Here is a 24,176-nt window from a genome sequence, read left to right as displayed (position 1 = left end):
CTTTCTTAACTATAGCTTTGTTATGGAAATAATACGTATAGCAGAAACATCTTCACCTAAATCCTCAGCAATGGCGCTCGATACAGCAGCTACAAGTTCACCTCTATTAGGAATGGGAGAAGTGGATTTTGGCGCTGGTGTTTCAGAAGATATAACAGGCTTATGAGCTTCGCTTCTCATGCACAGAAAGCTCATAACTTGGCACAAAATAATAATGCAGGTTAAGCCAACAAATACAGTCCCAAGACCCATAAGACAGACAAATACATTGGATGGCTCCATTAAAATAACCTCCTTAAATTTAATAAGTAAAAAGTTGGAAAATTCAATACAATAATAGACCACTTAAATGTACTTATCAATTCAAAAGGAGGTTTCTTAGCATAATCTTAACAAGGATCTTCTTCAATCATACGATAGCCTATACCTATTTCAGTGAAAATATATTTAGGCTCAGCAGGATTCGTTTCCATTTTACGGCGAATATTAGCCATATTCACACGTAAAATACGATTATTGGTATCGGCATAAGGGCCCCAGATGTTTGTAATAATAGCATCATAAGTCATAACTTTACCAGCATTTTTGGCAAGGAGAGAAACGATTTTATATTCTACTTGAGTAAGATGAATTTCTTCGTCTTTAATCATAATAAGACGTCTATTAAAATCCATCTTAAGTTCGTTGTTACGAAAAGTATGAATGGTACTAGAAGAAAGATGTGTAGTTTGACTATGACGGAGAGCTGTACGTAGGCGTGCGAGAAGTTCTGCTGTTCCAAAAGGCTTCGTAATATAATCATCTGCACCTAAATCCAGTGCCTTAACCTTTTCCTTCTCTACATTACGAGCAGAAATAACAATAATAGGAGTATTAGACCAAGTACGAATTTGACGAATCACTTCTATACCATCTAAATCAGGTAGACCTAGGTCTAGTAAAATGAGGTCAGGGCATTGAGAAGTTATGAGGGAGAGGCCTTCTGATGCAGAATAGCTTTTAAAAACTTTATAGTTTTGAGTTTGTAAGGTGGTTTCAATAAAATTACAAATGTTTTTTTCATCTTCAATTACTAATACAGAAAGTTTATAAGTCATTGGTTTCATTCCCCCTAGGTAATTTAAAAGTAAAACTTGCACCATCTTTATGATTTGATGCGAAGATCATACCTTCATGGGCTATAATAATGGTTTTGCAAATAGATAAGCCGATGCCCATGCCTTTATGTATATCAGAACCCGTTGTGTCCATATAGGAATTGCCATCAAATAGACTAGATAGTTTATTTTCGGGAATGCCAATTCCATGGTCAATAATATGAAAAGACACAAAATGATCATCATAATCTACAGAGCATTCAATAGGTTTAATACTATGAGAATGAATAATGGCATTCTCAAGAAGATTAATAATAACTTGTTCAATCAAGATAGCATCCATAGGAATCATAAGAAATTCATCAGGTACACTGACTTTAATATGAGCATTAGGCAACCTTTTTTTTAGACGAAATACAGCTTCTGAAACGACTTCTTCAATGGGTTCTAAAGAAGTTGTAACAGAGGCAGAATCATTATGTATACGCGTAACAGAAAGAAGATTTTCTACCATATTCAAAAGCCAGTTAGAATCTTCATAAATATGTTGGACTAGGTCTATTTGTTGGGTCTTAGATAAAGCTTCATGATTTTCAAGGTAGGTACTGCTAGAGCCGATAATACTGGTTAAAGGTGTACGGAGATCATGGGAAATAGCCCTAAGTAGATTGGCTCTCATCTTTTCTTTCTCTGCTTCAAGAAGAAGTTTCTCTCGTTCCGTAATAATACGTGCTTGATGTTTAAGATGTGTTGTCGTTGTACTGGTAAGTAGAGAGATAGAAAGCATACCTAGAAAAGTAACAGGATAGCCAGTAAGTATAAAGTTTAGCTCTAGATAAGGGTAGGTAAAGAGAAAATTGACGCAGACAACACCTACTAAAGAAGCTATAACACCAAACCAGTAGCCAGAAGTTAGCCTTGCAATTAAAACAATAGCAAGCATATAAATAATTCCAATGTTAGGAGAGTTTTTAGTAGCTATATGAAAAGAGAAAGCAAAAAAAGTGGCGATGATAAGGAGAGTAACAGTAATGCAACAATCTTTAAGAAAATCTTTTAAAGTCATATCTTTTAAAGTCATATCTTTTAGCATGAGGACACCTCTAAAATTATAATGTTTTATTATACAATAGGAGTAAAAAAAGACCAATAGTCAAGTTGCTAAGAAGTCGTTAAGAAATACTAAGGCATATTGTATTAAGGAAAAGAAAATGATAGATGTAGTACTAGAAATAAAAATAAAAACAAAAATATAAAATGCTAAAGGATGGTAAGATGGGGAATTTAAACTTCATAAAAGAATTGTTTAAAGGTATTATAATAGGAATTGCTAATATTATTCCAGGTGTAAGCGGTGGGACACTCGCAGTATCTATGGGCATATATGATAAGATTATTTCAGCTGTAACACACTTGTTTAAGAAACCTAAAGAAAGCATACGTACTTTAATTCCATATGGGATAGGGGCAGTAGCAGGCATTATAGGTTTATCTTTTATTATAGAATGGCTTTTTCTTAATTATCCTTTACCAACTAATCTATTTTTTATAGGTTTAATTTTAGGTTCAGTGCCTATGCTCTATAAAAATGTAAAGAATAAGAAAATCAATATAAAATATATTATAGCTTTTGTCTTGATGTTTGTCCTTGTAGTAGGTCTAAGTTTAGTAAATGGGGATCAAAACATACAGGTAGATTTAGAACTTAGCCTTATAGGTTCTATCAAAATGTTTGTAGTAGGTATCATAGCATCAGCAACTATGGTGATTCCTGGAGTGAGTGGATCTATGGTCTTAACCATTATGGGGTATTATTTACCTATTATTGAAACGATTAATCAGGTGATTAAGCATTTAGTTACATTTAACTTTGTAGAATGCATACAATCAGCTATTATGCTTATTCCCTTTGCTATAGGAGTAGGCTTAGGTATATTTCTAATAGCCAAGCTTATAGAATTTCTTTTCCAAAAGGCCAAAACACTTGTCTACTGGGCCATTTTAGGCCTGGTTATAAGTTCTCCAGTAGCTATTTTAATTGTAGCCCAGATAGAGCAGGTATCCATACTAAGTTTAGTCATAGGATGTACTTGTCTGATGGTTGGGTTAAAGGTTGCTACTATGCTATCAGAATAAATTAAAGAAGCCTTAGCAAGGCTAGAGAGGTCTCTAGCTTGCTAAGGCTTTTGTGTGTAATAGAAAAGGCTTGATTAGTTAAAGTTCAGTCATTTGAATACCTAGTTTTTTCTCATACTCTTTAACTGTTGCTAAATCTTTTGGGGTTAAGATAGCAATGGAAGTTCCTTTATTATGACCACGTGCACTACGACCAGCACGATGTAAATAGTCATGAGCACTTGGAGGAAGGTCCATGCTAAAGACGTGACTAATATTTGGAATATCTAGACCACGTGCAGAAAGATCAGAAGAAACAAGGACATTTAACTTACCACTTCTAAATTGGTCAAGTGTTTGTTTACGTTGTTCTTTCGTTTGACTTCCGTAAAGGCCACCAACCTTTTTATCATGGAAAGCAAGTTTATTTACGGCAACTTCCACTTCATGGTTATTATTAAGGAAAACAAGAGACTTTGTTGGATTCTGAGTTGTAAGCATTTTACGAAGGGTCTCTAGTTTTTTACGAAACTCTACTACTGTATAAAGATGTGTAATGTTTGGATTTAAAATAGTTTCTTCGCAAGCATTGAGTCTTACGGGTTCTTTCAGTAAGCTTTCAGCTGTTTTAAGTGTAAAGTCATTAATCGTTGCAGAAAATAGCATAATCTGCGTATCACGCATAACGGTTTTTAAAATATCTTTAATAGGATGACTTTGATTTTTATCTAGAAGGTTATCTGCTTCATCTAAAACAATCGTTTTAATGGTATGAGCAGTAATCTTTTTCTTTTTCATAAGGTCTAGGATACGACCTGTTGAGCCTACAATAATATGAGGTTTATTTTTCTTGAGTTTTTCAATCTGCTTTTCAATATTCATGCCCCCCATAATAGTAAGGCTTGTTACAGCTTTACTACTATTTTCAGCAAGAAGACGAATTTGCTCTTGAATTTGAACAACAAGCTCGTGGGTAGGTGCTAAAATAAGTGCTTGTGTTTGACGCTGCTTTGTATCCACCTTTGTAAAGAGTGGTAGTAAGAAAGCTAAAGTTTTACCGCTTCCTGTGTGGGCCTGGGCAATAAGATCTTTACCTTCGAGTGCAGTAGGGATAACAAGCGATTGAATAGGCATAGGCTCTGTGATATTTTGTTTAGCTAGGCCTTCTATAAGGGCTGGGTCTAAGCCAAGAGTTGAAAATGTATTTTCCATAGTAATACTCCTAATGTCATTAATTTTACTAAATCTTATTATACACATAATAGCGAGGATGTACTAGAAAAAACAAGGTCTACTCAAAAACTCTTTGAAGCAAAGTTAAGTAAATCTGTACTTTTTCTTTATTTAAAGAAAAGTAAATTTTAGTTTGCTCTTTCTCAAACGTAAGAAGATTTAGATTAAGGAGAGTAGATACATGATGAGAAATAGTTGCGTTGCTAATTTGAAGCTTTTCGGCTAACTGGCTGGCATAGAGTTTTTCATATTTTAGAAGTTTTAAAATTTCAAGTTTACTAGGATCCGATATGGCTTTTAAAAAAGGCGCTAGATTCTTCTCATCCATAAAGATATCATTTCTAAGACGTATTATTTCAAATAAATAAATACCTAGAAACATATGGTCATATGAACCTGTACCAAGGAAATTTTCTAGAGTAAGATTATTAAAACCATTAAAAGTAGGATAAATTTTAAGTTTATCCGATTTAAGCGTTATACCAAACTCTTTTTCAAAGAAATAAAGACCATCCTCAGTTAAATTTCTTTTAAAATCTTCTACAAAATCTGTAACAGTTACCTGCATTTCTCTAAAGAAAGGTTCCATAATGGATAGTGTATCAAGAAGGATGGTATGTAATTCTTGAAGTAAATCCTCAAAATGATAATAAAGTAGAAGTAAATGATATTTATGTTCATAAGAAAGATCTTTGACTTTTTCAATACAGTTAAAAAGATCTTTTTCAGTTTTAACCATGTCATATTCGGGGTTATTCTTATCAATAATATTTTCATCTAGCCCAACACTTAACACACAGCCTTTTAAAAACTCAAAACGTTCTTCAGAAGAAAAAGTTTTAAAGTTTGCAAGTTGGTCATTAAAAGAAGTATCTAAGGTAGAGGCAAAAAGTAGAGAAGCCAGAGAAGTATGAGGGTCTTCCCACGTTTTAAAAAAGAAGTTTAAGCGATCTAAGTTTGAGCTTATGTGTTCTTTTACAGAATTATAAACTTTAATAGGGGTATCAAGTTTCATGGCAACTTGCGTTGCTGCTGGAGTAGGGCATTTAAGTAAATTTTCTTGTTGGTCTTTAGGGTTATTGTCATTGATAATATTGCCTAAAAGAAGAAAAGCTTCTAGTAAAGGCGTGGTATTTTCAGTAAGGATGTAATTCAATTAAGTCACCTCTTATAGTTTTTTTAATGTTTGGTTAAAGCACATTACAATTAAGAGTATCATACCACTGATACCTGTTAAGAGGAAGATTTGGCTTATATTTAAAAACTTTGCTAGAAGAGCGAAGAAGAAAGAGGCAATAGGCGTAGCAAGCATAACCATACTATTAAATAAACCACCTATACGAGCTAGATAATTTTCTTCTACGTGTTCCATGAAAGATACATTAGCTGCAATATTAAGAAGAGCAAGTGAACAGCCACTAAGGAAGAATGTTAAGAAGAGCATAATCCAGATGACAGTAGGTATAAAATGAGGTCCATTTAAAGATAGAGCTACAAGAAGAACCATAAGGACTCCCCAAGAGTCCAGAAAAAGCTTGTAGCGGGGAATATGTTTACTCATTTTAGGATAAAGATAAGAAGTTAGTGCCATACCTAAGGAAAAGGCAATGCTAGAAACAGAAAGTGCAATGGCTGCAAGCCCTAAAATATCATTAATATAGACAGCTTGGAAAGAACCTATAGGAAATACAATCACATTCATTAAGCTTCCTAATAGGCAGATGACTAAAACAAGTTTATGACTTTTGAAATAATGAAGGCCTTCTTTGAGATCTATCACATAGTTTTTGAAACTCAGTTCCATTTTTTCAGATGAGGTTGATTGCTTAAGGTTAAGAAAACTTAGGATGATACCGGAAATGATAAAGGTAGTAGCATCAATCATAATAGCACCACCAGTACCCATGAGGCCTATAATAAATCCAGCAGCAGCCATACCTATAATTTGAGCGATTTGGGAAATAGATTGATTAAGAGAGGTTGCAAGAGTATATTTTTCTTTAGAAATAATTTTAGGGTAGACTGCCATACCAGCAGGCATTCTGAAAGCTTCAAGTGTAGAATTAAGGAATGTAAAAATGAGAAGAATCCAAGCTGTAAGATCACCCGTTATAAGGAAGAGTGCTGTTAAAAAGACAATAAGACCACGTCCAAGATCAGTCAGGACCATAAGTTTTTTCTGGTTGATACGTTCAACCAAAGCACCGACTAAAGGTTGAAAGAGAATAGTTGGGATAGCATTTACGCCCATAATGATAGCGAGCCAAGAAGCAGAATTTGTAATTTCATACGCCATCCAGCTATAAGCAATAGCATCGATAGAATCACCTAGTCTGCTAATGGTATTAGCAACAAAGAGTTTCCAATATTCTTTTTCTGTTTTTAGATCTTTGTAAGAACTATAGATATTCATATAAATCCTACTTTAGATAGTCATCTAAAATATAATAAAATAATAATCTGAATTTATATGAAAGTCAAATATAAATTTAAATCATTATATAAAAATATTTAAGTAAGAAAATTAAAATACGTGATAGAAGATATGTATTAATCTTTGTGAGTTTAAGAATTTAGCCAAAAATATGTAGATTATGTAGGGGATTATGTATAATAGTGTATGTATATATCTAAAATAGGGGGATATAAGGGTGGCGACACAGATGCAAAAGATAGAAAAGCACTTTTCTGAATTTCTATCAAGTAAACACAAAAGTAAGATGATAACCATTAAATCAGATAAGGTTAGGTGGGTACTTGAATATGAATATGATTTTGTAGATGAATGGGAAACGACGGGGTGGATTTTATATAAACCTTTCTTTAGAAATTCATCTAGATTGTACATGTTTAAGGGAAAACCCTATGAGCCAACGTCTTTCAAGAGAATAAGATGGTTTCAGTGGATGAAACGCTTTCAGTATTGGATGATTGAGAGAGAAAATCAGCCAGATTGGGCTATGCGAAATAAGGTGGAGTGGCATATAGCTATGGGATGGATTAAGATTGCTATTATAGTAGCATTTATTAGTATACTTGTATTAATGCCAGCACTTATTGCTAAACTTACAGATAAGGAAGTGTCCCAAACAGAATCTGCTCAGATAACACAGGAAATAGAAGAAGAACAAGAAAAAGCTACTCAAGAATGAGTAGCTTTTTGTCTAAGGTGACGATAAGATTTCTGGAAAAGATATCGAGTGTATAAGAGTGTAATCATTTCACTGAAAAATACAGTTAACCAAATACCTGCATCACCAAGGAATTGAGGTAGAATCAGAATACCAATAAAGATTAAGATAATACCACGTAGGAGAGAAATAAGTGCTGAAGTTTTGGCATCCTCTAAGGCAGTAAAGTAAGCAGAACCTAAAATGTTAATACCATTAACAAGGAAAGCTAAAGAGTAAAGTTTAGTGGCCCATACAGTCATTTCAATAAGTTCCGGGTCTCCTGGAGCAAAGAGTAGAATAAGAGGTTTACCAAAGATAAACATACCTAGTGTGCAGATAATCCCTAGTGTAGCCATAACTTTAAGGGCTAGATTGTTAAGGGAAATGACACGTTCTTTGTGACCTGCACCATAATTATAGCCTGTAATAGGAGCAATGCCTGTTGCGACACCTAATAGAACAGCAATGATGAGCGAAGTCACATAACTAATAATGGAAAAGGCAGATACGCCTTTTTCACCAATACGCATAAGGAGAACAATATTGAAGATATAAGTTGAAAAAGCTACAGCAACTTCTGTTAAAGCTTCAGATGAACCGTTATAGAAGAAACGGACTATTTTTCTAAAATCTAATTTACAAGTTGTAAAGTGAAGCGTACTTTTGCGTGGCAAATAGGCAACAAAACCTACAATAAAGGCAATCATAAAGGCAAGTCCAGAAGCTAGTGCCGCTCCAAATACGCCCATGCCCCATACCACAACAAGTAGATAGTCAAAAATAATATTAAGCACTGAGCCAATGACCGTACATACCATAGAATAGGTTGGTTTACCCATACTACGGATACCGCCTGATAAGAGACCACTTCCGGTAAATACAGGTGTAAAAATACAAAGTACAGCTAAGTAACGTTTAACCATTGGCATAAGCTCTAGTGTAGCACCTAATGCCTTGCAGATAGGTTCTATAAAAACCAGTGTAAGAATACACACTGTAGTAGATAAAATCATTAAAGTATAGAAAGCTAAGCTAAACGTTTGACGTGCCTTAGCTATATTACCTTGTCCTAATTCAATAGCGACGATTGTATTAGCACCTGAAGAAACCATAATGCTAACAGCCATAGCAATACTGAAAAATGGCATGGCAATATTGATGGCAGCAAGGCCATTAGCACCGACAACTTGCCCTACAAAAATACCATCAATAACAATATAAATAGAGAAGAAAAGCATCCCTATAATGCTTGGAATAGAATATTTAATGAAAAGCTTGCCCAGTTTTTCTTGGCCAAGCTCTAATGTATGATCCATATTTTATACCCCCTTTAAGTTCAAGTAATAGTTAGATCATTATCGAGCATAAACTTTGGAGTAACTCTAAGGTTAATAGCATTTAATCCCTTAGAGCTTTTAAGGGAATAAAAAGTTCATAATAATCACAAGGTGTACTTTCTTGATGGTCGAAAGCAAGGTAATGGGTAAGGATAGTATGCATACAAAGTGTAGAGTTAAAAGAATGATAGCGTTGAAGTTTATCCAAGTCGAGTATATCACGTAGTGTGTATAAATCAAAGTAGGACTGATTAAAGAATGTATCTTGACTGAGGCGAAAATCATTTTTTATATTTCTAAACGGCATACAAAGCTTATACCAATAGGACAAGAAAAGTATGTACTTATCTTAATTAAGATAGCATGACTCTCTAGCATTATTCAAGGAGTATGATATAATGACCATGTTAAATAAGCATTGCATCTTAATAAAAGAGCGATAGCAGGAGGAATAAGATGAAAAAGTCGAAAAATACAAAATTTATAACATTAATGGGAGTACTATTGGCTATAGAAATTATAATGGCATTTACTCCTCTGGGATTTGTGCCTTTAGGATTTACTAAGGCAACAACCATACATATTCCGGTTGTTATAGGCGCAATTTTCTTAGGACCTTTAGCAGGGGCTATATTAGGAGGGGCATTTGGAATATTATCGATTATTATTAATACGGTAAGTCCAGCGCTTACATCTTTTGTATTTTCACCTTTTATTACAATAGGAGGTGCACAAGGTAATATATGGAGTTTAGTAATTGCACTTGTACCACGTATGTTGATAGGAATTGTAGCTTATTACAGCTATAAGTGGGTTAGTAAGATAGATAAAACAAAAGTTATTGCTTATGCTACAGCGGGTGTTGTAGGATCTCTTACAAATACTGTGTTAGTCATGAGTGGTATTTATATATTTTTTGGGCAGCAATATGCTGCAGCTAAAGAAGTTACTTTTGAAGCCCTGTTTGGAGTAATTATGGGGATTATAGGCGTTAATGGCATACCAGAAGCAATTGTAGCAGCAATTATAGTCACTCTAGTTTGTAAAGTACTAAAGAGTGTCTTTAAAGAAAAATTATACTAAAGAGAGGGAGACATATGAAAAAACATGTTTTGATAGGTGTGACAGGTGGTATAGCTGTCTATAAACTACTAGATGTAGCAAGCAAATTGAGAAAGTTAGGGTATGAGATTAATACAATTATGACAGAAAATGCATGTGAATTTGTAAAGCCCCTTTCATTTGAGACTATTACAAATAACTATGTTGTAACAGATACTTTTGCAAGACCGCATAAGTGGGAAGTAGAACATATAGCTTTGGCAAAAAAGACTGATTTGATGCTTATTGCCCCAGCAACTGCTAATGTAATTGGAAAAATAGCAAATGGCATAGCTGATGACATGCTTACAACTACTGTTATGGCAGTAAAAGGACCTGTTGTGATTGCACCGGCTATGAATACAGCTATGTATGAAAATCCAATTGTGCAGGAAAATATAGCGTACTTAAAATCTAAAGGGTATTTGTTTATAGAGCCTGATTCTGGATGGCTTGCTTGTGGTGATATAGGAAGTGGTAAACTACCTACTCCTGATACAATTGTATCTTATGTAACAAAAGAGCTTGAAGGAGAAAGAGATCTTGAAGGAAAGCATCTTCTATTAACTGCAGGACCTACAATTGAAGCTATAGATCCTATGCGTTATATTACGAATTATTCTTCAGGGAAAATGGGGTATGCAATTGCTACTGAGGCAGTCAAAAGGGGTGCAGAGGTTATTCTTGTTTCTGGTCCTACCCAGTTAGAGTGTCCAAGAGGGGTAAAGCGTATCGATGTTAAAAGTGCAAGAGATATGTATAAGGCGGTAGATGAGCATTTTGAATGGGCGGATGCAGTTATTAAAACTGCGGCTGTGGCAGACTATAGACCTGAGAATGAGAGTGCCCATAAAATTAAGAAGAATGGTAAAGAATTAGTTTTAAATTTAGTGCCTAACCCAGATATTTTAAAAAGTTTAGGCGAGAAGAAGAAGCATCAAGTATTAGTAGGTTTTGCAGCAGAGACGGAGCATGTGGTGGAATATGCTAAAAATAAAATACAAAACAAAAACCTAGATTTTATAGTAGCTAATAACATTGCTCAATCTGGAGCAGGTTTTAAAGGTGATACAAATATTGCTACAATTATTAAATCTAATGGAGAAATAATAGAATATCCACAGATGACGAAAAATGAGTTAGGGGATATTATACTTGACCAAGTTAAGACTTATTTAAGTGAGGTAGAATAATGTTATTGACAATAGATATAGGTAATACAAATGTTGTGATGGGTGTAATGAAAGATATGGAGTTAGTAGTCAGTTTTAGAATGACAACACAAATCCCGCGAACATCAGATGAATATGGTATTACCATGGTAGAAATGTTAAGAAATAAGGGGATTAATGTTAAGGATATAAAAGATGTAATTATTTCTTCTGTAGTGCCTAATATTATGCACTCCATTACAAATAGTATAAAAAAATATTTAAATAAGAAGCCCTTTATAGTAGGACCTGGGATTAAGACAGGCTTATCAGTAAGAACAGATAATCCTAAATTAGTAGGTGCAGACCGTATTGTAAATTGTGTAGCTGCCTATGAGTTACATGGAGGACCTTGTATGACGATTGATTTTGGTACATCTACAACTTATGATATTGTCAATGAAAAAGGTGAGTTTATTGGTGGTTTAATTACACCAGGAATTAGAATTAGCGCAGATGCGATGTGGCAAAGAGCTGCTCAATTACCACATATGGAGATTAAGAGACCCAAAAGTATATTAGATTGCAAGAATACAATTTCGAGTATGCAAGCAGGGCTTGTATATGGATATATTGGACAAGTTGAGTATATTGTAAATAAAGTAAAAGAAGAGATGAATGCTCCTCATATGAAAATTATTGCAACAGGGGGATTAGCTAAAATTATTCAAGATGGGACACAGGTCATTGATGAATATGATGGTTTACTCACACTAAAAGGTTTAGTCCTTATTTATGAAAAAAATAAAGCCTTAGGCTAAAGATAGCGTATGATCTATATAAAGTATAAAGATTTATAGTAGTTGGTCAATAAGAAGCACCTTGCAAAACTTAAATAAGTTTTGCAAGGTGCTTTGTTTTGTTTAAAAAGTAAAGCTACTAAGTGGTGTTTTAATAAAAGTGATAATTATTATTAAAAAACATATTGACACTGATTATCATTTACATGTATACTCTGTAAGTGAAAAGAATTATCATTAAAATTAATCAACATACATATATGGAGAGAGCAGATGAAACGACTATTACTTATTATACTTATGATTATCTTATCTGTTATGTCCCTCTTTATTGGGGCTAAGGAGATAACAGTAATGGATATACTTTCAGGCAATGAAGCTGCAATAGAACTTTTCATGATTAGTCGTATGCCACGTCTTATCAGCTTACTGATGGCGGGGATAGGGATGAGTATTAGCGGACTTATTATGCAGCAGCTTAGCCGTAATAAATTCGTATCCCCAACGACAGGTGCCACAATAGATGCTGCACAGCTTGGTGTTGTAATTGGGATGGTTTTATTCCCAGGAGCAAGTATTATGCTTAAAACAAGTGTTGCCTTTATCTTTGCACTAGCAGGAACTATGGCCTTTATGATGGTTATCCGAAAAATTACCTTCAAGAACGTTGTATTTGTACCACTTGTAGGGATTATGTTTGGAAATATTATAGGTTCTATTACAACTTTTATCGCTTATAAGTATGACATTATGCAAAATGTAAGTGCTTGGATGCAAGGGGATTTTTCTATGATTTTAAAAGGAAATTATGAAATGCTTTATCTTTGTATTCCTCTTGTAGTGATTGCATTTATTTATGCAAATCATTTTAACATTGCAGGGATGGGTGAGGATTTTGCGACAAACCTCGGTATCAATTACAATCGTATCCTTTATATGGGTCTAGCAGTTGTAGCACTAGTTACTGTAAGTGTGGTTATTACAGTTGGAAGTATTCCATTTATTGGGCTGATTGTACCGAATATCGTTTCCCTTTATAAAGGTGATCGTATTAAAGGAACACTTATTGATACAGCACTTATTGGGTCTGTATTCCTTCTAGCATGTGATATATTTGGACGTATTGTCATCTTCCCTTATGAGATTTCAATTGGTCTTACTGTAGGTGTAGTAGGAAGTATCATCTTTTTATATCTCATTTTAAGGAGGGAAAAACATGCAAAATAAACGCCGTCTGGCCTTACTTACAGCCTTACTTGCAGTAGGAATAATTTTATTCTTATTTGTAGGGGTAGAGTGGAGTTATATAGATTATGCTATGGGAAACCGTATCCCTAAGATTTTTGCAATGCTCCTTACAGCTTTTTGCATAGGAAGTTCATCTGTTATTTTTCAAACCATTACAAATAACCACATATTAACACCAAGTGTGTTAGGATTAGATTCTTTATATGTTTTAGTTCAGACGTTTATTGTGTTTGTACTAGGAAGTACTAGCCCACTGATTACTAACCAGAATTATAACTTTATCATTGCGCTTGGTATTATGGTTGTGTGTTCAGTAGCGCTTTATAAGGTGCTCTTTGAAAGGGGAAAAGGGGATATTGTTTTCCTACTTCTTGTAGGGATGATTTTTGGAACATTATTCTCAAGCTTATCATCCTTTATGCAAAGGGTTATTGATCCAAATGAATTTTTAGCACTGCAAAATAACTTATTTGCAAGTTTCAATAATATTAATACGAGTATTTTAATTTTAGCAGTTATCCTTATCTTACTTATTATACCTTTTGTATGGGATGAGCTTACTGTACTCGATGTTATTGCACTTGGTCGTGACCATGCTATTAACTTAGGTGTAGATTATGATAGGGTCGTGAAAAAGCTTATTATTGTTGTAACCATTCTTGTATCTATTTCAACAGCATTAGTTGGACCAATCACATTCTTAGGTTTATTAGTTGTAAACTTATCACGACAAATTTTAAAAACGTACAAACATACGTATTTAATTTCAGCAGCTATTTTACTAGGCGGACTGACTTTAATATACGGACAGCTTATTGTAGAACAAGTACTTAACTTTAGTACAACGCTTAGTGTAGTTGTAAACCTTATTGGTGGCGTTTACTTTATTTACTTGCTCTTAAAGGAGAGTAGACAATAATGAAGATTACAAATCTATTTAAGAAATATGGAAATAAAAATGTTGTAGAAGACGTATCTTTAGAAATTCCAAAAGGAAAAGTAACTTCTTTTATAGGGCCTAATGGAGCAGGTAAAAGTACAGTACTTGGTATGATTACAAGATTGGTCCAAAGAGACTCTGGTGAAGTTACACTAGAAGGTAAGAAATTAGAAGAGTGGAAAAGTAATGAGCTAGCAAAGAAGCTTGCTATCTTAAAGCAGTCTAACCATATGTCACTTAAGCTTACAATTAAAGAGCTTGTAGGATTTGGTCGTTTTCCACATTCACAAGGCCGTTTAACACCAGAAGATGAAAAGCATATCCAGGAAGCTATTGATTATATGGAGCTTACAGATATGCAAGATAAATACTTAGATGAGCTAAGTGGTGGTCAAAGACAACGTGCGTACATAGCCATGGTTATTGCTCAAGATACAGAATATGTACTTCTTGATGAGCCACTTAATAATCTAGATATGCATCACTCTGTGAAGATGATGCAGGTTATCCGTAAGCTCTCAGAAGAGCTTGGCAAAACAGTTATTATTGTTATGCATGATATTAACTTTGCTTCTTGCTACTCAGATCATATTATTGCTTTTAAAAATGGTAAGGTAGCTAAAGCAGGACCAACAAAGGAAATTATTAAAAAAGAAGTCTTAGAAGAAATTTATGAAATGCCATTTTGCATTCATCGCTTAAATAACCAAAATATTTGTGTATATTACTAAAAGAAAATTAAAATACAAAGTAAAGGGAGAGAAAATCATGAATAAAAAAGTAGGTATGATTATTGGCGCAATCATTCTTGTACTGATTGCAGGTGTATTTATCTTTAAAGGTATGTCAAAACCAGAAGCTACAGAAGAAGTAGTAGAAAATGAAACAATGACTGTAACACACACACTTGGTGAAACAGTTGTACCGAAAAATCCATCTAAAGTAGTTGTATTTGAACTTGGTGTATTAGATGCTATGCAAGAATTAGGTTTAGCTGATAGAGTTGTAGCAGCTCCAAAATCAAGTTTAACAGGTTATCTTGAAACACTAGATCGTGATGATTTAGTAGATGTAGGTTCAGTAAAAGAACCAGACTTCGAAAAAATCTATGGTACTAAGCCAGACCTTATCATCATTGGCGGAAGACAAGCAGATATGTATGATAAATTTACAGAAATCGCTCCAACTATTTCAATGGCAATTGACAACAATGACTATACAGCATCATTTAAATCAAATATGGCTCTTCTTGGAGAAATGTTTGGTGTAGAAGAACAAGTAAATACTCAGGTAGCGGAAATTGAAAAAGAAATACAAGCTATTAAAGAAAAAGTGGAAGCAGAAGGCTATAATGCTTTAATTACACTTATTAATGATGGTTCAGTAAGTGCTTATGGTAATAACTCACGTTTCTCATTTATCAATGACTTAGGTTTCACAAATATTGATGAAACATTAGAAGAAACAACACATGGTCAAAGTGTATCATTTGAATACATTGTAGAGAAAAATCCACAGTTCATATTCGTTTTAGATAGAGGCTCTATGATGGGAGATGCAGTACCAGCAAAAGAAATTTTAGAAAACGAGTTAGTTAAAACAACAGATGCATACAAAAATGGTAACATTGTATACCTTAGCCAACAGCCATGGTACTTATCAGGTGGCGGTTTAACAGCAACACGTATAATGATGGAAGATATCGCAAACGCTATTAAGTAAATATAATTTAAACGATCATGTTAAGATTGTGTAATTACAAATTTATGGTATAATAAACCGTAGACAAGCACAAAATACCTTTTGAAGGGGAGTAGCTACACAATTTGTGATAATTAATCGTCATGACGGTGCTAGGGGCACTCGGTTAATTAACAAGATTTATCTTGATGCAAGACCTTCAGAATAATAAGGGGGAATATTAGAATCCCCCTTTTATTCTGAAGGTTTTTTATGTGCTATTGACTTCAAAAAATAAAGGGAGGAAATGAATATGGATTATATTTTGTTATTAATTGGTTTTGTCTTACTTATTAAAGGTGCCGACTTCTTTGTAGATGGCGCATCATCCATTGCTAAGGCACTTAAAGTACCAGCACTTATCATTGGTCTGACAATTGTTGCATTTGGCACAAGTGCACCAGAGCTTGCTGTAAGTGTAAGTTCTGCTATGAAAGGACAAAATGGTATTGCTGTAGGAAATGTAGTAGGTTCAAATATCTTCAACTTACTTATGGTAGTCGGTTCCGCTGCTATAATTTATCCCTTAGCTGTTAAAAAGTCTGTACTTGTTAAAGAATTTCCATTTACACTGTTATCAGGTGTAGCACTCTTTATTATGGTTCAAGACATAGCCCTTGATAGTGGGAATGTTAATATGTTATCTCGTATAGATGGGATTATGCTTTTATTATTCTTCGGCATTTTTATGTACTACTTAATTGAAGTAGCATTAAAAGCTAGAGCTAATGGTGAGGAAGAAGAAATAGAAGGTATGCCACTTGGTAAGAGTATTTTATTTGCAATAGGTGGTATCGTTGGTATTGTAATTGGTGGAGATATGGTAGTAAATAGTGCTTCAAGCATTGCACGTGCATGGGGGATGAGTGAAACACTTGTTGGTCTTACAATTATTGCCATTGGTACATCACTTCCAGAACTTGTAACTTCTATTGTGGCTGCTAGAAAAGGTGAAAGTGATATTGCATTAGGTAATGTTATTGGTTCATGTATTTTTAATGTATTTCTTATCCTAGGAGTATCTTCAGTAATTAATCCAATTGAGATGGCAGGTCCAATTTTTACGGATATTCTAATTATGATTATTGTAACTATCGCTACTTACTTCTTTGCAATTAATAAAAAGATTACCCGTGTTGAAGGTGGTCTTCTTGTAGGAAGTTATGTTATTTATATGGCTTATATTATAATGAGATAGTAGATTAGGTAAATTAAAAAGTCCTACAGTTTTGATACTAAGACTGTAGGACTTTTATTCATACTAGAATATGAATTATAATAAAAATAAAAAATAGATTTGAGGAAGATAATATGGCAAATTTACAGAAAATAAGAGATGGCAAACGTACTTATGCCATAACACCACATATTCCAGGAGGTTTTATTACACCTGATCAGTTAATTAGAATAGGTGAAGTCACTAAAAAATATAAAGGTGTACTAAAACTTACATCAGGACAGCGCATCCTAATTACGAATTTACAAGCAGAAGATATACCGTATATATGGGAAGAACTTGGAATGGAGCCTGCTGTACGAGAGCAGAATTCTATTAAAAATGTAGAAATGTGTCCAGCGGCTTTTTGTAAGCGCTCAAAAGTTAATTCAATAAGCATTGGAATGAAGCTTTCTAGAAAATACCAGTGGGAAGAGATGCCTTGCAGGACTAAGATTGGGGTAGCAGGATGCCTAAATGCATGTGGGAGTGTCTATAGTAAAGATATTGGGGTTATAGGAGATAAGGAAGGCTATAAGATTATAGCAGGGGGATCAGCAGGATATCATCCTAGAATGGCAGATACTTTAGTTACAGGTCTTACTGAAAAAGAAGCCTTAGAGTATGTTGATAAATTAATAAAAGTATATAAAGAAAAAGCAGATCCAGGAGAGAAATTAGGTTTCTTTATTGACCGCATAGGACTAGGTCATTTTATTAGACTTATTCAAGAAGTTTAATTATCTTCAAATAAATAAAAACAAATAAATGAACATAGGAAAGAATTACTATTAAGTATGGTTTGATATGGAATAATGTATTATTATGGAAGGATAGAAGGGAGGGAAAATATATATTTTTGTTTTGCTATGCTATGTATTTTAAGCACTTTTATTCTTTCGAAAAAATGGATAAAGTATCGTAGAGTTTTTCTTTTTACCAATACTGCAATAGTTATTATCTATATTATGTGGCGTTTTACAGTTATTCCTACAAGTTCTTTGACATCGTTTGGGGCAGGTATTATATTGATGGTAGCTGAACTATTAGGATTAACTCAATTTCTTATTTTTCAATATTTGTTTTCAAGGACCTATAGGCTTCCTAAAAAAACGTTAGATGGATTTAATAGAAATCAAATTCCTAGTGTAGATGTACTTATTTGTACTTATAATGAACCTATTAAACTTGTAGAGAAGACTATTGTAGCAAGTTTAAATATGCATTATCCAGAGCATAAGATGAAAATCTATGTGTGTGATGATGGAAAAAGAAAAGAGTTACAGACGTTGTGCCAGACTTATGGAGTAGGGTACATAACAAGGATAGGAAATGAAGGTGCAAAGGCTGGTAACATTAATAATGCTCTAAAGTATATAGGTGGAGACTTATTCGCTGTTTTAGATGCCGATATGCTGCCAACAGAAAAATTTCTAGAAAAGACGGTAGGCTACTTTATAGAGGAAGAAGTTGCCTTTGTTCAGACACCGCAGGTCTACTATAACCAGGATATGTATCAGTATAACTTAAAAAAAGATATACCTAATGAGCAGGACTTTTTCATGCGAGATGTACAAGAGGCTAGGGCAGCTATTAATGCAGTATTACATGTAGGTACCAATGCTGTTTTTAGAAGGAGTTGTGTTGATGGAATTGGAGGATACCCAACTTGCTCTATTACAGAGGATATGGCTGTAGGTATGCTTTTGCAATCCAAAGGTTATCAAAGTGTATTTATTAACGAGGTACTCGTACTTGGGTTAAGCGTAACAACTTATTCCGATCTAGTTATGCAGAGGGATAGATGGTGTAGAGGTAACTTACAAGTTATAAAACACTTCAATCCTATTTTTACAAAAGGTTTAACTTGGCCACAGCGTATTGCTTATATAGACGGTGTATTGTACTGGGGTTCGAGCATTCAGAAAATGATTTATATCTTAGCACCTATTATGTATTTAATCACTCATACTCTTATTATTGAAAGTTCGACACAGGAAATATTAGGTTATTTTATTCCATTTCTAATTGGACAATGGCTTATTTTCAAGACACTATCACCGCATACAAGAAGTTTACAATGGTCGCATTTCTATGAAGTAGCTATGGCACCACATATAAGTTTTTCAGTGATAAGAGAGCTGTTTGCTCTAAATACTAAATTTAATGTAACACCTAAGGATGTTGTAAATGAAAAAGCCTATTTTCAATTTAAAACAAGTCTACCACATATTATTATTACCATCTTAACATTAGTAGGTTGGGGACTTGGTACATATGCTGTATTGCAAGGGAAGATAGCATTTGGAGCTTATAGCATTAATGTTATTTGGAGTATGTATAATTTGATAGGAGCAGTTGTAAGTATTTATGTAGCTTATCAAAAACCTATTTATCGAAGTGTAGAACGCATTAAGATAAAAGAAGATTTGGTGATAGAACTCAGAAACGGAAAGTACACTTATAGAGGCTATTTAAAGGATTTATCGGAGAGAGGGATAGGCATACAATGTCCCTTAGCTCATAGAATGAAATTGGGAAAAGAGATGCATATTAAGCTAATAGATGAAGGAAGAAAAGTCATCTTAAAAGGTAAAGTAGTTAGAATACAACAAGATCAGGTTGGGCTACAGTTTGAAGATTTAAAACCTGATCAGATGCAAGCTATTATAAAAATCTATTTACGCAATATAGGTGCCTATTATGAGATTAATAAAGCTCCTATTTATTTAGAAGAATATAGAAGAGTACAAGAATATCAATATTTAAGCCCCTAGGTCATAAAGGTGAAGTAAATCAGTATTTATATAAGAAGTGAAACCCACAGAAGAATGCATTGTTATAAAGTGTCCTTTTGTGGGTTTATTATTTTATTTAGTTAAATTCATTACTATGTAAAGTTTTCTATTGAGGTTTAGAATCAGCTGCTATAGAACTCGCTTCAGAACTCTGCGGTTGTGGACCACGAAGAATAACTGCGCGTTGAGGTTTATAGGTACTCGTATTAATTTTTTCTTTCTTAATAAGTTCACCATTTTTATAGTAAAGTTTGTAAAGTACTATTTTGTGTCCTTCTTTAGCATGAGATTTGATGATTTCTTTGCCCGGTGGCAAAGTAGGATCATCTTTATAGAGTGGCTCTGGTGCTTCTAATGTCTCGACAAGTTCTGATTCAAATTGAGCTGTATAATCCGGCTTAAAGTCTTTGTGACCATACAGGTTAACGAAGACTTTATTATCTTCAATATAGCTTTCTACATAGAGAGGATAACCAGAGTTGTTAATAAATTGGAAATCCACACTATTTGTAGCATAGGTTGCATCTCGGCCTAGTGGTGTATAGGATACTGGTAGAGAATGATTGCGGCGCATGTATATATCTAGATCTGTCATGATGACTGCATTATAAAGGGTTGAAGATACTTGGCAGATCCCCCCACCAATGCCATCTACAAATTCACCACCTGTAATAACTTTGGCATTTTTATAGCCTGCATCAATAGTAATAGGTTCTAATTGCTTAGAAAACATAAACTTTTCCCCTGGCTGGAGGGTTGTATTAATCTTCTGGGCTGCAAGTGTAATATTCGTATTGCGATCAGGACTATCTGCTGTAAAGGTCGTGTAGAAACTAGCAAGAGGTGTTTTATAATCTTGGAGAATATCTGAAGTATATTCTGGTTCTAATGTAATAAGTGGAAGGTATATGGTGCCTTCTTCACTTTGTGCTATTAGTTCTTGAATTTGAGTCACTGCAAAGTCAAGATCGGCTTTATAGCCCGGTACTTCAGGGGTAATCTCAAAGCTTCTTGGGTGTTTCTTAATCTCCGCATTAACTGGAGCTTTGTAGAAGGGCTCAAGATAAGATTCTACGCGTTCTTGTAAATTGGAAGAGTCTAGATTTGGAGCAAGTGTAAAATGGAGCGGTTCAACCGATGGATTCTTAAGTGATTTATAGCGCTCAAAAAGGTTACCTTCGTGTCCAATTTGTATAGCCTCAGATAAAATTTTATCTAGGTTATAGGTTACACCTAATTCTTTGTATGTAATATCTACTGTAGAAGTGGTATTTTCAGTAGTAAGTGTAATAGTTTTGCTATCAAGCGTGGATATAAGGTTTTGGCTCAGATATTTGCTAGCTTCTTCTGGGGTCATGCCACCTATGTCAAAATGATTAACCCATATATTATGAGCTAGCACAGTATCGTATGCTTTTACTTGATTGTATACGCTCATGATATAGATAATAGGGATAAGTAATAAAATAGGGATAATGAATTTATATTTTCGGTGTTTATTTTTCGTCATATCAATCTCCTTTGCTGTTTACATAATTATAAACAGAGATGTAAGGGAGTGTCAAAGATGAAATTTATAATATAAGGATTTAAAGGAAAATATAGATTTTATTAATGACAAGTAAATTTGTCATTGACAAGTAAAGTTGTCATGAATTATACTTGGGATATGACAACTTTACTTGTCAAACAGGAGGTGAGTTAGATGCCACTTTATAATCATGTGAAACAGGCAAGAGAAGAACTGGCTATAAGTCAGACAGAATTAGGTAAGAGATGTGGTGTTTCAAGGCAGACTATCAGTAGCATTGAACGTGGAGATTATCATCCTTCTATTGTATTAGTCATTAAGCTTGCTCAGATATTTAATAAATCAATAGAAGAATTATTTTGGTTAGAGGAGGACGGAAATGAAAAGTTATAACTGGAAAAAAGGTATTTCAATTTTTATCATTTGTGGTTTTATAGGAGCGATAGTAGGGAGTTTAATCAGTAGAATGGAATCAGCTGATAACTTACATAATATTGTAAATGTGTTAGAAGCTTTAGCGCCTAGCTTATTTATAGTTGCACTTATTACAGGGATTGCAGGTATAGGAGGATATTTTTACTTTAGCATGCAGCTTAAAAAAGATGGATACTGTGAGGAAGAAGGCTCATTTTATGAAAAATATGAAAAAGTAATGGGTATAACCTTAATGTGTTGCACTCTATGTGCGGTGATCAACTTTACAGCATTAGGTGTCAATTTATTTGAACTTACAATACCTGCTTCAATGCTTTTTATGCTTAACGTATGTATAGCTTTTTTAGGAGAGGTTGGACATATCTCTTTGGTTAAGAAGGTAAGACCAGAACTAAATGCAGATCCTTTAGATCCGAAATTCCATGAGCATTACTTTGACAGGTTAGATGAATGTGAAAAGTATAAAACAGGAAAAGCAAGCTTTAATACACTTTCAGCTATGATACCGCTGTATGTATTCCTATTTATCGCTTGTTATCTATTAAGTAGAGTATTTGAAATTAGTCCTGCTATTTATTTGCCAATTGGAATTATTTGGGGAGCACAGACGATTTTAATGACTTATCATGCAAATAAAAAACCTAGAGCGTAAAGGGCTAGGTCTTTGTGTACTTTAGAATATAAATCGAATAAAAGCATATATGTCTCTATAAGACTCATTATGTTATAATAAAAAAGTAATAGAAGAAAGAGGGCATGATTAAAGTGTCTGCAAAATAGGAGAAATTAGAATATGAATCAATTAACAATACAAAAAATAACTAAAGAAGCCTTTGAAACGCAATATCAACTAAATGGGCAAAGCTATGCATTAACAGAATTAGGTAAAGTAATGGAGTTAGCTAAAGAAGATACAGTTTGTATGCTTGTTGAAGATAGACTCTATATAAATCCAGTACAATTAAGTCTTAAAGGCGCTATAACAGATGAGGAAGCTCTTGCAAAAGTAGAGGCCTTAAATGAGACTTTTAGGGATGCTATTATCCATTTGAGAGAGTTTCTTTATAGTGGTAATAGAAGTGCAGAGGCAGAACAGAAAAAGAGAGAAATTCAAGGTATTATGAATAGTTGTATCAGTGAAGCAAAAGTGCTTTTAAATCAGTGTCAGATTACAGATAGAAATAAACTAAAAAAAATGAGCAAGAAGTACTTTATGGCGGAGTTCTTAAATAGTTTATTTGAAAATGAAGTTTATAATGTTGAAATTGAAATAGACTGCGGTCTATAGAAAAAAGTCTTACAAAAACGAGATTTAAAATGCTTCCTGCTCAGTAGGTAGGGGCATTTTAGTTTCTTGGGGTTGTAAGGCTTTTTGGTATAAGTGTGATAAAATTATATTAAGTTATATAAATATAGGAAGGTAGATATTTAAGATGAAAGAGAATAAATATGATGATATAAACTTTTTTAATGCGTATAAGCAGATGGCACGTTCAGTGAAAGGTTTAGAAGGTGCTGGTGAATGGCATGAGCTAAAAAAGATGTTTCCAGATTTTAGAGGTAAGCATGTTTTAGACCTAGGTTGTGGGTTTGGGTGGCATTGTAGATATGCACAAGAGCACGGAGCTGAATCTGTTATAGGGATAGACTTGTCAGAAAACATGCTAAATCAAGCAAAGGCTATGACAAAGTCAACAATCATTCAATATATTAAGCAGCCTATTGAAGAGATAGATTATGCTGAGAAGACGTTTGATGTGGTTATAAGCTCTTTAGCATTTCATTATATCGAGACTTTTAGTAAGGTATGTGAGAAAGTCAATAAGTGCTTGAGGGAAGGGGGAGAGTTTATCTTCTCAGTAGAACATCCAGTATTTACTGCTAATGGTCCACAAGATTGGACTTATGATGAGGAAGGAAATCGTATGCACTGGCCCGTAGACCATTATTTTTATGAGGGAGCCCGTAAGGCACAGTTTTTAGGAGCAGAAATGGTCAAGTATCATAGAACAGTAACAACTTATATTAATGACCTAATAGGAGCAGGTTTTGAAATTATGAAGGTAGTAGAGCCGCAGCCTGAACCATCTTTACTCAAAGATAATAAAGAAATGCAAGATGAATTAAGACGTCCTATGATGCTGATTATCCATGCTAAAAAGAAATAAATGTTTACATATAAGAGAGTGGGGGAAGAAGGCCTTTATATAGGAAATTTTAACTCAAATTGCAGTGGTGAAATCAGCGCTTAATAATGTGGG

Annotated in this window: 24 protein-coding genes; 16 read left to right on the top strand and 8 right to left on the bottom strand. The window is 34.0% G+C overall.

Features of this window, described 5'->3' with window-relative positions; all coding sequences use genetic code 11:
• Positions 1-9 precede the first annotated feature (9 nt).
• From ACLTBU_RS06265 to ACLTBU_RS06255, 3 genes are all read right to left on the bottom strand, one after another.
• Positions 10-282, bottom strand: coding sequence for an OadG family protein (locus ACLTBU_RS06265; protein WP_412218157.1), 273 nt, complete (start codon positions 280-282; stop codon positions 10-12).
• A gap of 107 nt (positions 283-389) precedes the next feature.
• Positions 390-1,097, bottom strand: coding sequence for a response regulator (locus tag ACLTBU_RS06260; protein ID WP_177668624.1), 708 nt, complete (start codon positions 1,095-1,097; stop codon positions 390-392).
• On the bottom strand, positions 1,087-2,190 hold the full coding sequence (locus tag ACLTBU_RS06255; protein ID WP_412218156.1) for a DUF4118 domain-containing protein: 1,104 nt from the start codon (positions 2,188-2,190) through the stop codon (positions 1,087-1,089). The genes ACLTBU_RS06260 and ACLTBU_RS06255 overlap by 11 nt, the downstream gene beginning before the upstream one ends.
• A 182-nt stretch (positions 2,191-2,372) precedes the next feature.
• On the opposite strand from ACLTBU_RS06255, the gene ACLTBU_RS06250 reads away from it, so the two are divergent.
• A complete protein-coding gene (locus tag ACLTBU_RS06250; RefSeq protein WP_320651049.1) occupies positions 2,373-3,233 on the top strand; it encodes a DUF368 domain-containing protein in 861 nt (286 codons plus the stop codon).
• Positions 3,234-3,311: 78 nt separating this feature from the next.
• Here the strand turns inward: ACLTBU_RS06250 and ACLTBU_RS06245 are convergent, their stop codons facing one another.
• The 3 genes from ACLTBU_RS06245 to ACLTBU_RS06235 all read right to left on the bottom strand — a co-directional run bounded on the left by ACLTBU_RS06245 (position 3,312) and on the right by ACLTBU_RS06235 (position 6,858).
• Positions 3,312-4,424 (bottom strand): DEAD/DEAH box helicase, encoded by a 1,113-nt coding sequence (locus tag ACLTBU_RS06245; RefSeq protein ID WP_412218154.1) that lies wholly within the window; start codon positions 4,422-4,424, stop codon positions 3,312-3,314.
• 79 nt (positions 4,425-4,503) lie between these two features.
• Positions 4,504-5,601, bottom strand: a complete 1,098-nt coding sequence (locus tag ACLTBU_RS06240; protein WP_412218152.1) for an ArsR/SmtB family transcription factor — start codon at positions 5,599-5,601, stop codon at positions 4,504-4,506.
• A 12-nt stretch (positions 5,602-5,613) separates the two neighbouring features.
• Positions 5,614-6,858: an MFS transporter gene (locus ACLTBU_RS06235; protein ID WP_412218149.1), complete on the bottom strand. Its 1,245-nt coding sequence runs from the start codon at positions 6,856-6,858 to the stop codon at positions 5,614-5,616.
• Between the two features lie 238 nt (positions 6,859-7,096).
• Here ACLTBU_RS06235 and ACLTBU_RS06230 point away from each other — a divergent pair, with 238 nt between their 5' ends.
• Complete coding sequence (locus ACLTBU_RS06230) at positions 7,097-7,597, top strand: hypothetical protein (RefSeq protein WP_249333112.1); 501 nt, start codon at positions 7,097-7,099, stop codon at positions 7,595-7,597.
• Here the strand turns inward: ACLTBU_RS06230 and ACLTBU_RS06225 are convergent.
• Positions 7,588-8,934 (bottom strand): MATE family efflux transporter, encoded by a 1,347-nt coding sequence (locus ACLTBU_RS06225; RefSeq protein WP_177668612.1) that lies wholly within the window; start codon positions 8,932-8,934, stop codon positions 7,588-7,590. The two genes, ACLTBU_RS06230 and ACLTBU_RS06225, sit on opposite strands and share 10 nt — an antisense overlap.
• Before the next feature lie 477 nt (positions 8,935-9,411).
• On the opposite strand from ACLTBU_RS06225, the gene ACLTBU_RS06220 reads away from it, so the two are divergent.
• The 10 genes from ACLTBU_RS06220 to ACLTBU_RS06175 all read left to right on the top strand — a co-directional run bounded on the left by ACLTBU_RS06220 (position 9,412) and on the right by ACLTBU_RS06175 (position 19,928).
• A complete protein-coding gene (locus ACLTBU_RS06220; protein WP_177668610.1) occupies positions 9,412-10,038 on the top strand; it encodes an ECF transporter S component in 627 nt (208 codons plus the stop codon).
• A gap of 14 nt (positions 10,039-10,052) precedes the next feature.
• Positions 10,053-11,249, top strand: a complete 1,197-nt coding sequence (gene coaBC / locus ACLTBU_RS06215; RefSeq protein WP_412218145.1) for a bifunctional phosphopantothenoylcysteine decarboxylase/phosphopantothenate--cysteine ligase CoaBC — start codon at positions 10,053-10,055, stop codon at positions 11,247-11,249.
• On the top strand, positions 11,249-12,028 hold the full coding sequence (locus tag ACLTBU_RS06210) for a type III pantothenate kinase (protein ID WP_177668607.1): 780 nt from the start codon (positions 11,249-11,251) through the stop codon (positions 12,026-12,028). Before coaBC ends, ACLTBU_RS06210 begins: the two co-directional genes overlap by 1 nt.
• A gap of 252 nt (positions 12,029-12,280) precedes the next feature.
• Entirely contained in the window at positions 12,281-13,234 is a 954-nt protein-coding gene (locus ACLTBU_RS06205) for an ABC transporter permease (protein WP_177668605.1), read from the top strand.
• Positions 13,224-14,174 carry an iron chelate uptake ABC transporter family permease subunit gene (locus ACLTBU_RS06200; RefSeq protein ID WP_177668603.1) on the top strand — a complete coding sequence of 317 codons (951 nt, stop codon included), beginning with the start codon at positions 13,224-13,226 and terminating at the stop codon, positions 14,172-14,174. Before ACLTBU_RS06205 ends, ACLTBU_RS06200 begins: the two co-directional genes overlap by 11 nt.
• Positions 14,174-14,926, top strand: a complete 753-nt coding sequence (locus ACLTBU_RS06195; protein WP_283246212.1) for an ABC transporter ATP-binding protein — start codon at positions 14,174-14,176, stop codon at positions 14,924-14,926. Before ACLTBU_RS06200 ends, ACLTBU_RS06195 begins: the two co-directional genes overlap by 1 nt.
• A gap of 37 nt (positions 14,927-14,963) precedes the next feature.
• Positions 14,964-15,917 carry a siderophore ABC transporter substrate-binding protein gene (locus tag ACLTBU_RS06190; RefSeq protein WP_412218143.1) on the top strand — a complete coding sequence of 318 codons (954 nt, stop codon included), beginning with the start codon at positions 14,964-14,966 and terminating at the stop codon, positions 15,915-15,917.
• Positions 15,918-16,188: 271 nt separating this feature from the next.
• Entirely contained in the window at positions 16,189-17,133 is a 945-nt protein-coding gene (locus ACLTBU_RS06185) for a calcium/sodium antiporter (protein ID WP_177668599.1), read from the top strand.
• Positions 17,134-17,246: 113 nt separating this feature from the next.
• Positions 17,247-17,891: an NAD(P)/FAD-dependent oxidoreductase gene (locus ACLTBU_RS06180; protein WP_249333108.1), complete on the top strand. Its 645-nt coding sequence runs from the start codon at positions 17,247-17,249 to the stop codon at positions 17,889-17,891.
• Between the two features lie 291 nt (positions 17,892-18,182).
• On the top strand, positions 18,183-19,928 hold the full coding sequence (locus tag ACLTBU_RS06175) for a glycosyltransferase (RefSeq protein WP_412218140.1): 1,746 nt from the start codon (positions 18,183-18,185) through the stop codon (positions 19,926-19,928).
• Positions 19,929-20,055: 127 nt separating this feature from the next.
• Here the strand turns inward: ACLTBU_RS06175 and ACLTBU_RS06170 are convergent, their stop codons facing one another.
• On the bottom strand, positions 20,056-21,459 hold the full coding sequence (locus ACLTBU_RS06170) for a VanW family protein (RefSeq protein ID WP_412218138.1): 1,404 nt from the start codon (positions 21,457-21,459) through the stop codon (positions 20,056-20,058).
• Positions 21,460-21,654: 195 nt separating this feature from the next.
• Between ACLTBU_RS06170 and ACLTBU_RS06165 the strand changes: the two genes are divergently transcribed.
• From ACLTBU_RS06165 to ACLTBU_RS06150, 4 genes are all read left to right on the top strand, one after another.
• Positions 21,655-21,873, top strand: coding sequence for a helix-turn-helix transcriptional regulator (locus ACLTBU_RS06165; RefSeq protein ID WP_177668591.1), 219 nt, complete (start codon positions 21,655-21,657; stop codon positions 21,871-21,873).
• Positions 21,860-22,567: a DUF3169 family protein gene (locus tag ACLTBU_RS06160; protein WP_249333105.1), complete on the top strand. Its 708-nt coding sequence runs from the start codon at positions 21,860-21,862 to the stop codon at positions 22,565-22,567. Before ACLTBU_RS06165 ends, ACLTBU_RS06160 begins: the two co-directional genes overlap by 14 nt.
• Before the next feature lie 141 nt (positions 22,568-22,708).
• Positions 22,709-23,203, top strand: coding sequence for a hypothetical protein (locus tag ACLTBU_RS06155; protein ID WP_249333104.1), 495 nt, complete (start codon positions 22,709-22,711; stop codon positions 23,201-23,203).
• A 145-nt stretch (positions 23,204-23,348) separates the two neighbouring features.
• Positions 23,349-24,083 (top strand): class I SAM-dependent methyltransferase, encoded by a 735-nt coding sequence (locus ACLTBU_RS06150; RefSeq protein WP_249333103.1) that lies wholly within the window; start codon positions 23,349-23,351, stop codon positions 24,081-24,083.
• Positions 24,084-24,176: the final 93 nt, after the last annotated feature.

It is taken from the genome of Zhenhengia sp., assembly GCF_046966505.1.
Lineage (GTDB): Bacteria > Bacillota > Clostridia > Lachnospirales > Cellulosilyticaceae > Zhenhengia > Zhenhengia yiwuensis.
This window is presented reverse-complemented; position numbering and strand designations above follow the sequence as displayed.

Excerpts from the sequence above, each read along its gene's own strand:
- ACLTBU_RS06265 (WP_412218157.1), bottom strand. The coding sequence starts at position 282 with ATGGAGCCATCCAATGTATTTGTCTGTCTTATGGGTCTTGGGACTGTA.
- ACLTBU_RS06260 (WP_177668624.1), bottom strand. The coding sequence starts at position 1,097 with ATGACTTATAAACTTTCTGTATTAGTAATTGAAGATGAAAAAAACATT.
- ACLTBU_RS06255 (WP_412218156.1), bottom strand. The coding sequence starts at position 2,190 with ATGCTAAAAGATATGACTTTAAAAGATATGACTTTAAAAGATTTTCTT.
- ACLTBU_RS06250 (WP_320651049.1), top strand. The coding sequence starts at position 2,373 with ATGGGGAATTTAAACTTCATAAAAGAATTGTTTAAAGGTATTATAATA.
- ACLTBU_RS06245 (WP_412218154.1), bottom strand. The coding sequence starts at position 4,424 with ATGGAAAATACATTTTCAACTCTTGGCTTAGACCCAGCCCTTATAGAA.
- ACLTBU_RS06235 (WP_412218149.1), bottom strand. The coding sequence starts at position 6,858 with ATGAATATCTATAGTTCTTACAAAGATCTAAAAACAGAAAAAGAATAT.
- ACLTBU_RS06225 (WP_177668612.1), bottom strand. The coding sequence starts at position 8,934 with ATGGATCATACATTAGAGCTTGGCCAAGAAAAACTGGGCAAGCTTTTC.
- ACLTBU_RS06220 (WP_177668610.1), top strand. The coding sequence starts at position 9,412 with ATGAAAAAGTCGAAAAATACAAAATTTATAACATTAATGGGAGTACTA.
- coaBC (WP_412218145.1), top strand. The coding sequence starts at position 10,053 with ATGAAAAAACATGTTTTGATAGGTGTGACAGGTGGTATAGCTGTCTAT.
- ACLTBU_RS06210 (WP_177668607.1), top strand. The coding sequence starts at position 11,249 with ATGTTATTGACAATAGATATAGGTAATACAAATGTTGTGATGGGTGTA.
- ACLTBU_RS06205 (WP_177668605.1), top strand. The coding sequence starts at position 12,281 with ATGAAACGACTATTACTTATTATACTTATGATTATCTTATCTGTTATG.
- ACLTBU_RS06200 (WP_177668603.1), top strand. The coding sequence starts at position 13,224 with ATGCAAAATAAACGCCGTCTGGCCTTACTTACAGCCTTACTTGCAGTA.
- ACLTBU_RS06195 (WP_283246212.1), top strand. The coding sequence starts at position 14,174 with ATGAAGATTACAAATCTATTTAAGAAATATGGAAATAAAAATGTTGTA.
- ACLTBU_RS06190 (WP_412218143.1), top strand. The coding sequence starts at position 14,964 with ATGAATAAAAAAGTAGGTATGATTATTGGCGCAATCATTCTTGTACTG.
- ACLTBU_RS06185 (WP_177668599.1), top strand. The coding sequence starts at position 16,189 with ATGGATTATATTTTGTTATTAATTGGTTTTGTCTTACTTATTAAAGGT.
- ACLTBU_RS06180 (WP_249333108.1), top strand. The coding sequence starts at position 17,247 with ATGGCAAATTTACAGAAAATAAGAGATGGCAAACGTACTTATGCCATA.
- ACLTBU_RS06175 (WP_412218140.1), top strand. The coding sequence starts at position 18,183 with ATGGTAGCTGAACTATTAGGATTAACTCAATTTCTTATTTTTCAATAT.
- ACLTBU_RS06170 (WP_412218138.1), bottom strand. The coding sequence starts at position 21,459 with ATGACGAAAAATAAACACCGAAAATATAAATTCATTATCCCTATTTTA.
- ACLTBU_RS06165 (WP_177668591.1), top strand. The coding sequence starts at position 21,655 with ATGCCACTTTATAATCATGTGAAACAGGCAAGAGAAGAACTGGCTATA.
- ACLTBU_RS06160 (WP_249333105.1), top strand. The coding sequence starts at position 21,860 with ATGAAAAGTTATAACTGGAAAAAAGGTATTTCAATTTTTATCATTTGT.
- ACLTBU_RS06155 (WP_249333104.1), top strand. The coding sequence starts at position 22,709 with ATGAATCAATTAACAATACAAAAAATAACTAAAGAAGCCTTTGAAACG.
- ACLTBU_RS06150 (WP_249333103.1), top strand. The coding sequence starts at position 23,349 with ATGAAAGAGAATAAATATGATGATATAAACTTTTTTAATGCGTATAAG.